The 13,524-nt window shown below is 70.9% G+C and carries 14 protein-coding genes; 11 read left to right on the top strand and 3 right to left on the bottom strand.

The genetic code is table 11. The features are described 5' to 3' along the window. The first annotated feature begins 371 nt into the window (after positions 1–371). The 4 genes from OG519_RS23595 (at position 372) to OG519_RS23580 (ending at position 3,983) form a co-directional block, all read left to right on the top strand. Positions 372–1,352 carry an ABC transporter substrate-binding protein gene (locus tag OG519_RS23595; protein ID WP_405587389.1) on the top strand — a complete coding sequence of 327 codons (981 nt, stop codon included), beginning with the start codon at positions 372–374 and terminating at the stop codon, positions 1,350–1,352. 67 nt (positions 1,353–1,419) lie between these two features. Continuing rightward, positions 1,420–2,403, top strand: a complete 984-nt coding sequence (locus OG519_RS23590) for an amino acid ABC transporter permease (RefSeq protein WP_405592939.1) — start codon at positions 1,420–1,422, stop codon at positions 2,401–2,403. Continuing rightward, on the top strand, positions 2,400–3,206 hold the full coding sequence (locus OG519_RS23585; protein ID WP_405587386.1) for an amino acid ABC transporter ATP-binding protein: 807 nt from the start codon (positions 2,400–2,402) through the stop codon (positions 3,204–3,206). The genes OG519_RS23590 and OG519_RS23585 overlap by 4 nt, the downstream gene beginning before the upstream one ends. Positions 3,207–3,341: 135 nt before the next feature. Further along, entirely contained in the window at positions 3,342–3,983 is a 642-nt protein-coding gene (locus tag OG519_RS23580) for a CGNR zinc finger domain-containing protein (RefSeq protein WP_405587384.1), read from the top strand. On the opposite strand, the gene sodX is transcribed toward OG519_RS23580, so the two are convergent. Next, positions 3,878–4,312 (bottom strand): nickel-type superoxide dismutase maturation protease, encoded by a 435-nt coding sequence (sodX, locus tag OG519_RS23575; protein WP_405587381.1) that lies wholly within the window; start codon positions 4,310–4,312, stop codon positions 3,878–3,880. The genes OG519_RS23580 and sodX overlap by 106 nt on opposite strands. A 139-nt stretch (positions 4,313–4,451) precedes the next feature. On the opposite strand from sodX, the gene sodN reads away from it, so the two are divergent. Together sodN and OG519_RS23565 are read left to right on the top strand one after the other, a co-directional pair. Beyond that, positions 4,452–4,847: a superoxide dismutase, Ni gene (gene sodN / locus OG519_RS23570; protein ID WP_405587378.1), complete on the top strand. Its 396-nt coding sequence runs from the start codon at positions 4,452–4,454 to the stop codon at positions 4,845–4,847. A gap of 289 nt (positions 4,848–5,136) precedes the next feature. Further along, on the top strand, positions 5,137–7,149 hold the full coding sequence (locus tag OG519_RS23565) for an N-acetylmuramoyl-L-alanine amidase (RefSeq protein ID WP_405587375.1): 2,013 nt from the start codon (positions 5,137–5,139) through the stop codon (positions 7,147–7,149). A 166-nt stretch (positions 7,150–7,315) separates the two neighbouring features. Here the strand turns inward: OG519_RS23565 and OG519_RS23560 are convergent, their stop codons facing one another. Beyond that, positions 7,316–8,236 carry a MurR/RpiR family transcriptional regulator gene (locus tag OG519_RS23560; RefSeq protein WP_405587372.1) on the bottom strand — a complete coding sequence of 307 codons (921 nt, stop codon included), beginning with the start codon at positions 8,234–8,236 and terminating at the stop codon, positions 7,316–7,318. 141 nt (positions 8,237–8,377) lie between these two features. Between OG519_RS23560 and OG519_RS23555 the strand changes: the two genes are divergently transcribed. The 3 genes from OG519_RS23555 to OG519_RS23545 all read left to right on the top strand — a co-directional run bounded on the left by OG519_RS23555 (position 8,378) and on the right by OG519_RS23545 (position 11,286). Continuing rightward, on the top strand, positions 8,378–9,328 hold the full coding sequence (locus OG519_RS23555) for a 1-aminocyclopropane-1-carboxylate deaminase/D-cysteine desulfhydrase (protein WP_405587369.1): 951 nt from the start codon (positions 8,378–8,380) through the stop codon (positions 9,326–9,328). Between the two features lie 253 nt (positions 9,329–9,581). Further along, positions 9,582–9,995 carry an anti-sigma regulatory factor gene (locus OG519_RS23550; protein WP_405587368.1) on the top strand — a complete coding sequence of 138 codons (414 nt, stop codon included), beginning with the start codon at positions 9,582–9,584 and terminating at the stop codon, positions 9,993–9,995. 238 nt (positions 9,996–10,233) lie between these two features. Further along, complete coding sequence (locus tag OG519_RS23545; RefSeq protein ID WP_405587366.1) at positions 10,234–11,286, top strand: RNA polymerase sigma factor SigF; 1,053 nt, start codon at positions 10,234–10,236, stop codon at positions 11,284–11,286. A 126-nt stretch (positions 11,287–11,412) separates the two neighbouring features. On the opposite strand, the gene OG519_RS23540 is transcribed toward OG519_RS23545, so the two are convergent. Next, positions 11,413–11,895 carry a hypothetical protein gene (locus OG519_RS23540; RefSeq protein ID WP_405587363.1) on the bottom strand — a complete coding sequence of 161 codons (483 nt, stop codon included), beginning with the start codon at positions 11,893–11,895 and terminating at the stop codon, positions 11,413–11,415. Positions 11,896–11,943: 48 nt separating this feature from the next. Between OG519_RS23540 and OG519_RS23535 the strand changes: the two genes are divergently transcribed. Further along, positions 11,944–12,912, top strand: a complete 969-nt coding sequence (locus tag OG519_RS23535; RefSeq protein WP_405587360.1) for a diacylglycerol/lipid kinase family protein — start codon at positions 11,944–11,946, stop codon at positions 12,910–12,912. 319 nt (positions 12,913–13,231) lie between these two features. Further along, a complete protein-coding gene (locus OG519_RS23530) occupies positions 13,232–13,489 on the top strand; it encodes a WhiB family transcriptional regulator (protein ID WP_093742218.1) in 258 nt (85 codons plus the stop codon). Positions 13,490–13,524 lie beyond the last annotated feature (35 nt).

The following is a 13,524-nucleotide window of genomic DNA, read 5'->3' as shown; positions in this document are numbered from 1 at the left end:
CCAAAAAGGAGTGTGCATGGCGAATCGGACACCAGACGCGCCGCACGCGCGCCGTGCCCCGGATGAGGGGAGGGAAAAGGCCTGACCGGGCGCTGATCTGACGCTGCCCGGACGCCGACCGGACGCTGCCCGGAAAGCTGTTTCCGCTGAGGCCTGCCCAGCGGATCGGCATGGCCCCATCGCGGTCCGGCCTTGGTGTGCCGACCCGATGAGCGCCAGGGGATCGCCCGTTATCCGATTTTGACACAACGGGCACCCTGCCTGGGGCTGTCCAGATGGCAAGATGCACGGATCACACAGGGTTGCGGTACTCGATGGCGTGTGCCCCCACCGCCCTGGACGAAGAACCCGTCTCGCAGGAGGACACAGCGATGACCGCACCTACCACCAGGCACCCGGCCGCCTTGTCACGTCTCACCGCGGTCGCCGCCATCGCGGTCGCCGGCACGCTGGTGCTCACCGGGTGTGGCGATCAGACGAAGAAAGATGATTCGTCCACTGCCGCCTCCCCGTCCGGCACCGCGGGCACGTCGGCCCCGGCCGGCACCGGCGGCGCGCCGCTCTTCGCCAAGCTGCCGAAGAAGTACCAGGACGCCGGGGTGATCAAGGTCGGCACCGACGCCTCGTACGCCCCGATGGAGCAGACCGAGAACGGCAAGATCGTCGGTATCGACCCCGACCTCGGCGACGCGCTCTCCCAGCAGCTCGGGGTGAAGTTCCAGTTCGGCAACGGAACCTTCGACGGCCTGATCACCTCGCTCTACACCGGCCGGGTCGACATCGTGATGTCCGCGATGAGCGACACCAGGGCCCGGCAGCAGGGCCTGAACGACAGCGGCAAGAAGACCGGCAAGGGCGTCGACTTCGTCGACTACTACACCTCCGGCTCGTCGCTGCTGGTCAAGAAGGGCAACCCGAAGGGCATCAAGACACTCGCGGACGTCTGCGGCCAGACCGTCGCGGTCCAGCGCGGCACCATCTACGAGGACGCGTTCAAGAAGCAGAAGACCGCGTGCGGCTCCAAGGGCCTGAAGGTCCAGTCCTTCGACACCGACTCGGAGGCGCAGACCCGGGTCAAGGCCGGCGGCGCGGTCGCCGACCTCAATGACACGCCGGTGGCCGCGTACATCGCGCAGAAGTCCGGCAACGGCAACGACTTCGAGGTGGCCGGGCCGCCGGCCGACGCGGGACCGTTCGGTATCGCCCTGGACAAGGACAACGCCCAGTTGCGGGACGCGCTGAAGGCGGCGCTCGACGCGATCATCGCCGACGGCAGCTACGCCAAGGTGCTCCAGAAGTGGAACGCCTCCAGCGGCGCCATCCAGCAGGCCGCGATCAACGGCGGCTCGTGACGTGACCGACGCCGAATCCGGGCCGGAGCCGACCGGCACACCGGCCGGTCCGCCGGCCGACACGACCGTGGCGGACAGCGCGCCGGCCGACGCGCCCCACGGCGGGCCGGCCGACCCGCCGACCCCGCCCGTACCGGCCCCGTCGATCCCGCCGGCGGCCAGTCCGTACGAGGCCATCCGCGCCGTCCCGGTCCGCCACTACGGCCGCTGGGTGGCGGCCGTGGTGGTGGTCGCCGTGCTGGTGTGGCTGGTCTACGCCTTCTCGCAGGGCGACGTCATCTGGAACACGGTCGGCAACGAGCTCTTCGCCCACACCGTGCTCACCGGTGTCTGGCACACGGTGCTGATCTCGGTGGTGTCGATGGCGCTCGGGCTGGTGCTCGGGGTGCTCTTCGCGGTCATGCGGCTGTCGAAGAACCCGGTCACCGGCGCCGTCGCCTGGCTCTACATCTGGTTCTTCCGCGGCACCCCGGTGTACGTACAGCTCCTGATGTGGTTCAACCTCTCGTTGATCTTCCCGGTGATCAACCTGATGCCGCTGTACAAGAACAACACCGTCGACCTCATGACGCCCTTCCTCGTCGCGCTGCTCGGCCTCGGTCTCAACGAGGGCGCGTACATGGCGGAGATCGTCCGGGCCGGCATCCAGTCGGTGGACGAGGGGCAGACCGAGGCGGCGCACGCGCTCGGCATGACGGGTGCCAGGACCATGCGCCGGATCGTCCTGCCGCAGGCGATGCGGGTGATCATCCCGCCGACCGGCAACGAGTTCATCAACATGCTCAAGACGTCCTCGCTGGTCTCCGCCGTGCAGTACGCGGAGCTGCTGCGGGCCGCCTCCGACATCGGCAGCTCCACCACCGCGATCATGGAGATGTTCTTCGTCGCGGCGATCTGGTACCTGGTGCTGACCAGCGTCTTCAGCGTCGGCCAGTTCTACCTGGAGCGGCGTTACGCCCGGGGTTCGCTGCGCACCCTGCCGCTGACCCCCTGGCAGAAGGTCACGGCGAACCTCTCCAGCCTGCGCCGACCGAAGGTGGCGGTCCGATGACCAGTCCGACGAGCAGCCCGCTGAGCAGCGCCAGGGACGACGGCCGGCCGATGGTGAAGGCGGAGGGCGTGCACAAGTCCTTCGGGGCCGCGCACATCCTCAAGGGCATCGATCTGGAGGTGGCCCCCCGGGAGGTGTTCTGCCTCATCGGCCCGTCCGGTTCCGGCAAGTCGACCTTCCTGCGGTGCGTCAACCATCTGGAGCAGATCAACGCCGGCCGGCTGTGGGTGGACGGCGAGCTGATCGGCTACCGGCAGCGCGGCGACCGGCTGCACGAGCTGAAGGACCGCGAGGTCGCCGCCAAGCGCCGTGACATCGGCATGGTCTTCCAGCGCTTCAACCTCTTCCCGCACATGACCGCGGTGGAGAACGTGATGGAGGGCCCGGTCCAGGTCAAGCGGGAGAGCAAGGCGGTGGCGCGGGAGCGCGCCACCCGGCTGCTCGACCGGGTCGGCCTGGCCGACAAGGCCGGCAGCTACCCGGCGCAGCTCTCCGGCGGCCAGCAGCAGCGGGTGGCGATCGCCCGGGCGCTGGCCATGGAGCCCAAGCTGATGCTCTTCGACGAGCCGACCTCGGCGCTCGACCCCGAGCTGGTCGGCGAGGTGCTCGACGTGATGCGCGGGCTCGCCGAGGAGGGCATGACCATGATCGTGGTGACCCACGAGATGGGCTTCGCCCGTGAGGTGGGCGACGCGCTGGTCTTCATGGACGACGGTGTGGTGATCGAGTCCGGCCATCCGCGTGATGTGCTGACCAACCCGCGGCACGAGCGCACCAAGTCCTTCCTGTCGAAGGTGCTGTGACCGACCGCGCCGGCATGGGGGGTACGGGCCCGGCCGCGGCCGGGCCCGTACCCCCCGTCCGGCTCTCTCACGTAATACGCTGGCAGCACGGTCGGTCATTACCGAGACCGGACCGCATCCGATAAGGACCCCACGTTGGAACTGGCCTATTACGCGGACTACGCCGTGCGCCTCGTCAACACCGAGGAGCCGCTGCGCGGGACCGACACGCTGACCTCGGTCGACGCGGTACGGGAACTGTTCCAGACCGGCAGTCCGGCCGGCGGCCGGGCGGTGGACGCCGACGTACCGCGGCTGCGCGGGGTGCGGACCCGGCTGCGCGGGATCTTCGAGTCGGCCGACGAGGGGGACGAGGTCCGGGCGGTCGACCTGCTCAACCAACTGCTGCTCGAATACCCGGTCAGCCCGCAGATCTCCGGGCACAACTTCCTCGACGAGGACACCGGCCGGCCCAACTGGCACCTGCACCTCGCCGAGCAGGCGGCGAACGCCGGGGCGAACTTCGCGGCGAGCGCCTGCATGGGCCTGGCCGTACAGCTCACCGCGCTGGGCGTGGACCGGCTCGGCATCTGCGAGGCCACCCCGTGCCGGAACGCCTATGTCGACACATCGACAAACCGGTCACGGCGTTACTGTTCCGACCGCTGCGCCACCCGAGCCAACGTGGCGGCCTACCGGGCCCGCAAGCGCTTGGAGAACGAGCGGTCGGCGCGCAGCGGCCGCACACAGGAGGCCGCCCACGCGGCCCAGGAGCCGGCGCCGGCCACCGAGCGCTGAATCTCCCGGGGCGGCCGGAACCTGGCCCGCGCCCGGGCCAGCACCAGCTCGTCGGGCACCGTGCCGAACTCCCGGCTGTCGTTCTCCACGAACGCGTTGTCACCCATCACCCACCAGCCGCCCGCCCGCCGCTCCACGGCGCGCTTGACGATCAGCAGGTCCTGTTGCAGCGGATGCCGGAGCACCACCACATCCCCTTCGCGTACCAGCTCGGCGCCGCTGCTGACCTTCTGGATCAGCAGCCAGTCCCCGTTCAGCAGCGTGGGCGCCATCGATGGACCAGTGACCTCGACCAGTTGCCATGACAGCTTGGCCCCCTGCTCCCGCATCCTCCGCCTCCTGGTTCGTTCCTCCACCGCCCCAAGGGTGACACCAGACTTTTGCCCTGAGCCACCTGGGGCACCCGAGAAAACGAGTCCTCCAGGGAGTAATGTCCCACCTGAAAGACGATCACGAGGAAGGACGGCCATGTTCACTCGCCTGTTCGCGCCCAAGGTCAAGGTCAGTGCCCACTGCGACCTCCCCTGCGGCGTCTACGACCCGGCCCAGGCCCGCATCGAGGCCGAGTCCGTCAAGGCGGTCCAGGAGAAGTACCAGGCCAACGAAGACGCTGACTTCCGCACGCGCGCCATCATCATCAAGGAGCAGCGTGCCGAGCTCGCCAAGCACCACGTCTCGGTGCTCTGGAGCGACTACTTCAAGGCCCCGCACTTCGAGAAGTACCCCGAGCTCCACCAGCTCGTGAACGACACGCTGAAGGCCCTCAGCGCCGCCAAGGCCTCCAACGACCCGGCGACCGGCCAGAAGGCGCTCGACCTGATCGCCCAGATCGACAAGATCTTCTGGGAGACCAAGAAGGCCTGACCCGGTCTGAAACCACCAGGCTCACCGTGCGCCCGGCCCGTCCTCCCGACGGGCCGGGCGCACGTGTGTTCGATACCCTTTTCGGATGACCCCCGGCCGATAACCCCCGCAAGCGCCGCTGAGTGCGCTATGGCCCGTCGTGTGGATCTCCGCGGCGAATTTCCGGCTCCCCCGACGCCGATGGCAAAAAGTTCCAGGATTTACGTCCCAGAGGTTGCTTACTGCCATGCCCGCTCGCAAAGCTGCCGGACAGCACTTCCGCCCCACATCAGCAACGCGAGGAGCCTGGATGCACCGCCCCCTCAGACAGCCCACCCGTCGCAGGGCGTTGACGCTGGCCGCCGCCCTCTCCCTGCTCGCCGGACTCTCCGTCAGCGCCGTGTCCACGACGGCCGGCGCCGCCGACCCGCTCACCGGCCGGCAGGGTGAATTCATCGCGGCGGCCAAGGAGTTCGGCGTACCGCTGCCGGTGCTCGAAGCGGTGTCGTACAACGAGTCGCGCTGGGAGGCGCACGCCGGGCAGGAGAACGCCCAGGCGGGCTACGGCCCGATGAACCTCACCGACCTGACGACCAAGGAGCTGGACGCGGACGGACTGACCACCCAGTCTCCGCGCTACGCCGACCTCCTCGTCGCCCCCGCCGAGCACACCGCGGCCGCCGCCGCCCGGTTGCTCGGCGCCGACACCGCGAGCGTGACCTCCGACGAGACCCAGAACATCCGCGGCGGCGCGGCCCTCCTCGCCTCGTACGCCAAGGGTTACAGCCACGGCCGGCTGCCGAGGACCGTCGACGGCTGGTACGCGGCGGCGGCCCGCTACAGCCAGGCCACCGAGGACAAGGTGGCGCAGGTCTTCGCCGACGAGGTGTGGCAGACCATCGGCGCCGGCGCCGCCCGCACCACCCAGGACGGCCAGCGGATCACCCTGGCGCCCGTGCCGCATCTGCGCCCCCGGCGCGGCGATGTCCGCAAGCTGGGCCTGAAGGAGGTCACCCCGCCCAAGAGCAGTACACCGGCGGAGTGCCCCAGGTCGCTGGCCTGTGACGTCATCCCGGCCGCCTACACCCTGCTCGACCCGGCCAACCTGGCGGACTACGGCAGCCACGACCTCGCCGACCGCCCCAACGACCTGAAGATCCGCTACATCACGCTGCACAGCACCGACGAGACCTACGACGGCACCCTCGACCTCTTCCGCGACCCGACCTACGCGGCCGGCGCGCACTACGTCGTCCGCTCGCAGGACGGCCAGGTCACCCAGATGATCCCGACCAAGGACATCGCCTGGGACAGCGCCAACCGCTCCTTCTACCAGCACTCCATCGGCATCGAGCAGGAGGCGTGGGCCACCCACGGCGCCACCTGGTTCAGCGAGCCGCTCTACCGCTCGACCGCCGCGCTGGTGAAGTACCTGGCCGCCGAGTACGGGATCCCGCTGGACCGCGCGCACATCCTCGGCCACGACAACGTGCCGGGCAGCAGCGAGAGCGGCGTCGCCACCCAGCACTGGGACCCGGGACCCGGCTGGGACTGGGAGCACTTCTTCGACCTGCTGGGCGCCCCGATCCACGCGACCGCAGCCAAGGGCGGCGACGTCGTCGCGATCAAGCCGGGCTTCGCGCGGAACGAGCAGACCACCACCTACTGCGACGACGTCCAGGGCTACAAGCGGTTCCCCGGCCCTTATCAGAGCTTCGACTGCCCGGTGACCTCCACCGACGCCCCGTCGAGCTTCGTCCCGCTCCGCACCGCCCCCAGCGCCGACGCGCCGCTGCTCGCCGACCCGTATCTGCATCCGACCGGGCCCGGCACCAGCGCCATGAACGACTGGGGCGACAAGGCGCCGACCGGTGAGCAGTACGTGGTCGCGGACCGCGTACCCGGCTGGACCGCGATCTGGTTCGGCGGCCAGGAAGCCTGGCTCCAGGACTCGCCCCGGCACCCGGCGACCGTCCCGGTGAAGGCGTCCCGGATCGTTCCGAAGCCGGGCCGCACCTCGGTCCCGATCTACACCACGGCCTACCCGGAGGCCTCCGTCTACCCGGCGGACTTCATCGCCTTCGAGGGCACCGTCCCCCGCCCCCAACTGGCCCGCGCCAAATACACCCTCCCGGCCGGCCAGTCCTACGTCGCCGACGGCCCCGCGGTGAACACCGACTCCTACTTCGCCATCTACTACGACGGCTCCGCCCCTTACGACCAGCACGACTTCGTCGGCCAGACCAAGGTGTACGAGATCACCTACAACCACCGCATGGCCTTCGTCAACGCGGCGGACGTGGACGTGATCCCAGCCCCCTAGGCCGTGTCTCAGCTCAGGCCCGCTGTGGCTGAGCGCGCCGTTCCTCGCGCCCCCTTGGGCGCGGCCCAGACCTCCCTTGGCGGTAGGCGGTGCCCTCTAGGGGCGCGAGGAACGGCGCGGCAAGGCACGGCGCACCGGCACGAACCACCGCACCGCAGCAACAACCTCACCCCGCCCGGTCACCCTCAAGTGCGGAGTGGGTGACCCGCAGCGCCCGGCTCGACCGCTCATACGTCCGCTGCGCCACACACACGAACAGACAGTCCACCACCACCAACTGACTGATCCGACTCGCCATCGCCCCCGGCCGGAACGTCGTCTCCCGCCCCGCCGACACCAGCACGAAATCCGCCAGCCGCGCCGCCGTCGACTGCGGATGATTGGTGATCACCACCGTCGTCGTCCCCTGCGCCGACGCCCGCCGCAGCGGTTCGAGCACATCGCGGCTCTCCCCCGAATGCGACACCGCGAGGAACACGTCACCGGGCCCCAGCAGCACCGCACTGGTCAGCGCCGACTGCGAGTCGCCGTGCGCGTGGCACGGCCGTCCGATCCTGGCCAGCTTCTGCTGAAGGTCCTGGGCGACCAGCCCGGACGCGCCGACCCCGGCGATGTGGAGCTGCCCGCCGCCGCAGACCGCGGCCACCGCCCCGGTCAACTGGGCCGGATCGAGCTGCGTCGCGGTCTCCCGGACCGCCTGCGACTCCGTGTGCACCAGCTTGGCGATCACCTCGGCCGCGGAGTCCTCCGGGGTGATGCCGGAGGTGAGGGTGGACCGCGGTGCCTGCCGCGCGGCCGACGCGGCCAGCGCGAGACGCAGCTCCGGATAGCCGGCGAAACCCAGCGCCCGCGCGGTCCGCACGATGGACGACTCACTCGTGCCGGCCAGCGCGCTCAGCTCGGTGATGGTGCTGCGGGCCACCCTTGCCGGGTCCTCCACGATCAGCGAGGCGATCCGGGCGGCGGCCGGTGTGAGCGACGGCAGCAGTCCGCGCACGGTCGCGATGAGCGCGTCACCGTCACCGGCCGGGCCCGCACCCGCACTCCCTGGTCCGGGCCCTTCGGGCACCGGGATGTTTTCCTGCACGGAAGCAGGATGCACCGTACGTCCGAGGGTTGCGACCGCGATCACCGCGGCGCCTCTTCCCCCGTCGGCCGCCTCGGAACCAGCACCGCCGTCACACGTCCGGGTGACGTTCAGCGAGCCGTCCGGGGCGAGAATGGCGGGGTGAGCACGACCCGGCCCTCCGCCGACCCACCGCCCGCCGCCTCGCCACCAACCGCCCCACCGCCCGCCCCCGACGCGCCCCGGCTCGATCTGCGGCTGCCCTCCCCCTTGGAGTCCGTGGTCGACGAGCGGCTGGCCCGGCACGGCGTGCGGCTGCTGCTGAAGCGGGACGACCTGATCCACCCCGAGCTGACCGGGAACAAGTACCGCAAGCTGCGGCTGAACCTGGCGGCGGCCGCGGCGGGCGGCCACGGCACGCTGCTGACCTTCGGCGGCGCGTGGTCGAACCATCTGCGCGCGACGGCCGCGGCCGGCCGGCTCTTCGGTTTCCGTACCGTCGGGGTGGTGCGCGGCGAGGAGTTGGCGGCCCGGCCGCTCAACGCCTCGCTGGCCCGGGCCGCCGCCGACGGGATGCGGCTGGATTTCGTCGACCGGGCGACGTACCGGCGCTCGGCGGAACCCGCGGTCGTGGCCGGGCTGCTGGCGCGGCACGGGCCCGCCTACGTCCTGCCGGAGGGCGGCTCCAACGCGCTGGCGGCGACCGGCTGCGCCGATCTGGGCCGGGAGATCGGGGACGCGGCCGATGTGGTCGCGGTGGCCTGCGGTACCGGCGGCACCCTCGCCGGACTGGCGGCCGGACTGCCCGACGCCGCCGAGGCGATCGGCTTCGCGGTGCTGCGCGGCGACTTCCTCACCGAGGAGGTAGGGCGGCTCCAGCGGGCGGCCTTCGGCCGGCCGCTGGGACGCTGGCGGGTCGAGACCCGCTTCCACCACGGCGGCTACGCCCGCCGGACGCCCGCCCTCGACGCCTTCGCCGCCGACTTCACCGCACGCCACGGCCTCGCCCCCGACCTCGTCTACGTGGCCAAGATGCTGCACGGCGTCGTCACCCTCGCCGAGGAGGGCGCCTTCCCGCCCGGCACCCGCGTGGCGGCCGTCGTCACGGGCTGAGCGGGCGCCGGGCGCCGCTGTCACACACCGCGCCGAACACCCGTAACCTGGGGGTGTGATCCGTAACCGGGCGGATGTGGCTGCCACTTGGAGCCGGGAACCCGGGATCAGCGCCCACGTTCCGTGGTCGTTTCTTTACCTTGCGTGACAAGACCGGCGACGTAGGTGCTCCGTCCGGGCGACATCGGCGGACGGATCGCGATAGCGTCACTGCGAACCAGAGCAATCACTGTGTGCCACCTTGGAGGTGAGGGTGTCCCAGATCGCAGGCGAGCCCGGGTCGAAGGACTTCGTCGAGGTCCGGCTGCCCGCTGCGGGGGCGTATCTGTCGGTGCTGCGGACGGCCACGGCCGGACTCGCGGCCCGGCTGGACTTCACCCTCGACGAGATCGAGGATCTGCGGATCGCGGTGGACGAGGCGTGCGCGATCCTGTTGCAGCAGGCCGTCCCCGGTTCCGTGCTGAGCTGTGTGTTCCGGCTGGTCGGTGACTCCCTGTGGGTGACCGTCTCGGCGCCGACCACCGACGGCCGGGCGCCGGAGCGCGACACCTTCGCGTGGACGGTGCTCTCGGCGCTGGCCGGCGAGGTGGACTCCACCGTCGCCGAGGACCGGACGGTGAGCATCAGCCTGCACAAGAAGCGCGGCGCCGGGCCAGGGCTGTCGTGAGGCCCCGGTGGTGACGCCGGCGGAGACCCCCGGCCCACCCGCCGAGCACGGTGGGCCCGCGGTACGCGGACGGGCCGGCGTGCCCGCCCAGCAGCCGGACCCGACCGGGCGGGGACCGGCCGGCGGACGGTACGCGGCCAGGCCGCACCCCGAAGCCGGGGATGCCGCCGGGAGCGGTGCACAGGCCCGTGGCGGGGCCCGGACGGAAGCGATGGACGCGGCGGAGCAGGCGGACCCGATGGATCAGCACGAGGACCTGGCGCGGGCGGCGGGACACGAGCACGCCGCGGCGCCGGAGGCCCGGGAGGACCGGGAGACCCGGGAAACCCCGGCGGCGGACACACCGGCCGGGCGGTCGGCGACCGGCGGGAGCACCCGGCCGGCGGAACCGGTCCGGAGCGCCGAGGGCGCCGAGGAGTCAGAGACCGCGGCGGCGGCCCTGACGGCCAAGGAGGCCGCCGAGGCGCTCGAGGCGGCGGGGGCCGCCGGGGGTGCCGAGGCCGCGGCGGAGTTCGACACCCTGGAGCGGCCGGATCCGCATGACCGGTCCGGCGCCCGCGCGCTCTTCGTGGAGCTGGGCAAGCTGCCCGACGGCTCGCCGGAGCGGGCCGAACTGCGCAACCAGTTGGTGCGGATGCACCTGCCACTGGTCGAGCACCTGGCCCGCCGGTTCCGCAACCGCGGCGAGCCGCTCGACGACCTCACCCAGGTCGCCACCATCGGTCTGATCAAGTCCGTGGACCGCTTCGACGTCGAGCGCGGGGTGGAGTTCTCCACGTACGCGACTCCGACGGTGGTCGGTGAGATCAAACGTCACTTCAGGGACAAGGGCTGGGCGGTACGGGTGCCGCGCCGCCTCCAGGAGCTGCGGCTGGCGCTCACCACGGCCACCGGGGAGCTGTCCCAGCGGCACGGCCGCGCCCCGACCGTGCACGAGCTGGCCGAGCATCTGAAGATCTCGGAGGAGGAGGTGCTGGAGGGCCTGGAGTCCGCCAACGCCTACAGCACGCTCTCCCTGGACGTCCCGGACAACGACGACGAGTCGCCGGCCGTGGCGGACACCCTGGGCTCGGAGGACGAGGCCCTGGAGGGCGTCGAGTACCGGGAGTCGCTCAAACCGCTGCTCGAACAGCTGCCGCCCCGTGAGAAGACGATTCTGCTGCTGCGGTTCTTCGGCAACATGACCCAGTCGCAGATCGCCCAGGAGGTCGGCATCTCGCAGATGCACGTCTCCCGGCTGCTGGCCCGCACGCTGGCGCAGCTACGGGACAAGCTGCTCATCGAGGAGTAGCGGGGAGTAGCCGAGCGACCGGGCAGCGACCGGCAGCGACCGGAACTGAGCGGCAGCACCAGCAGGGGCCGGCAGCGACCGGCAAGAGGCGCGGGAGGGGCACCCCACGAGGCTCGTGGGGTGCCCTTACGGGTTCGCGGTGCGGTTGATGCCGAGCGCGTCGGTGGTGGCGGGGTGCACCAGAAGGACCAGGCCGGCCAGGGCGAGCACCCCGAGCACCCCGCCGGCCGCGACCGCCGCGCCGTCGCTGTGCAGCATCGTCCAGGCGACCGGCAGCGACAGGAGCTGCATGATCAGGGCGGGCCCCCGGCTCCAGCGGCGCGCCCGGCGCAGCCCGTAGGCGGCGGTGAGCGGCAGCGCGGCGAGCACCAGGACCAGCAGCCCGGCGAGCACCGCGTGGTCGTCGCCGGTGAAGAACATGGTGACCCCCCAGACGACCACCGCGAGCCCTTCGAGCGCCGCCACGGCGGCGGCCAGCGTCAACCGCAGCGGCGGCGGCCCGGCGGGCGCCACGGGCGGCCCGGCGGGGCTCCCGGCGGTCGTCCGGGCGGCGGGCGCGCGGGTCGGTCCGCCGGGGGCGGCGGGGCGGCGTTCAGGGGTCTGGCTCACACCGCTCAGCGTAGCCGGGTGCGAAAACACGTAGGTAGGCTGTCGACCATGCGTGCACTCCTCGTGGTCAATCCCGCCGCCACCACCACAAGCGCGCGCGTCCGCGATGTGATCGGCACCGCGCTCGCCAGCGATCTCAAGCTGGAGGTGGCGACCACCGAGTACCGCGGACACGCCCGTGACCTGGCCCGACGGGCGGCGGAGGGCGGCGAGATCGAGCTGGTGGTGTCGCTCGGCGGCGACGGCACGGTCAACGAGATCGTCAACGGCCTGCTGCACCACGGCCCGGACCCGGCGGCGCTGCCGAAACTGGCCGTGGTGCCCGGCGGTTCCACCAATGTCTTCGCCCGGGCCCTCGGGCTGCCCAACGACGCCGTGGAGGCCACCGGCGCCCTGCTGGACGCGCTGCGGGCCGGCTCGTCGAAGACGGTGGGCCTGGGCCTGGTCAGCGGCACTCCGGGAACCGAGGACGAGGGCGTGCCGGCCCGCTGGTTCACCTTCTGCGCGGGTCTGGGGTTCGACGCCGGCGTCATCGGACGGGTCGAGCAGCAGCGGGAGTTGGGCAAACGCTCGACACCGGCGCTCTATTTCCGCCAGGTGGCCCGGCAGTTCGTCGCCGACCCGCACCGCAGACACGGCACGATCACGGTCCGACAGCCCGGCGAGGAGCCTTTGTCGGAGGTCATGACGGCGATAGTGTGCAATACATCGCCATGGACGTATATCGGCAATCGGCCGGTGTACGCCTCTCCCGAGGCGTCCTTCGACACCGCGCTCGACCTGCTGGGTATCACCAGGATGTCCCCGTTGTCCGGGGCGCGTTACGCGGCGCAGTTGCTCCGTTCCACGCCGGAGCGGGGACCGCGTGGAAAGTACGCCGTCTCGCTGCACGATCTGACGGACTTCACCTTGCAATCGCAGGCACCGCTGCCCTTCCAGGTGGACGGTGACCACCTGGGACTGCGAACGAGTGCGACCTTCACAGGCGTACGCCATGCACTGCGTGTGATTGTGTAAGTGGAAGAGCCTAAAGTCCTTTTACTCGAACGTTTAGACTGCCCTGCACCCCATGGAAGTACGGCTGTGACCGATGCGACACCGAGGAATCAAAAAAAACTTTCCGGAAGGGGTTGTATCTCCAGCCGAGGTTTGCGAGTCTCTAGGTGGCGATCGGGACGGCCGGACAAACGGCCCCATGAGAGCCCGGATCTTCTTCCACACTCCAGCGGGACAGCACCAGCAAAGGCTGGGTGGCGTCCCGTTCGCTGTGCGGGGATTCGTGAAAGCGTTCACATTCACAAGCAACGTGCTTGTCACACTAGGAGTTGGAGCAGCCATGGACTGGCGTCACCGCGCCGTTTGCCGCGAGGAAGACCCCGAGCTCTTCTTCCCCATCGGCAACACCGGTCCTGCGCTGCTGCAGATCGAGGAAGCCAAGGCCGTCTGCCGCCGCTGCCCCGTCATGGACCAGTGCCTTCAGTGGGCGCTGGAGAGCGGCCAGGACGCCGGTGTCTGGGGTGGCCTCAGCGAGGACGAGCGCCGCGCAATGAAGCGCCGCGCCGCTCGCAACCGGGCCCGCAACGCCACAGCCTGATCAACAGTCTTCCCCCCGAGCCGCAGCGCGCAGCA

This window comes from Streptomyces sp. NBC_01190 (assembly GCF_045039895.1).
In the GTDB taxonomy this organism is placed as follows: Bacteria; Actinomycetota; Actinomycetes; order Streptomycetales; family Streptomycetaceae; genus Actinacidiphila.
The sequence above is the reverse complement of the archived record's forward strand: the minus strand, read 5'-3'. Positions and strand labels throughout refer to the sequence as shown.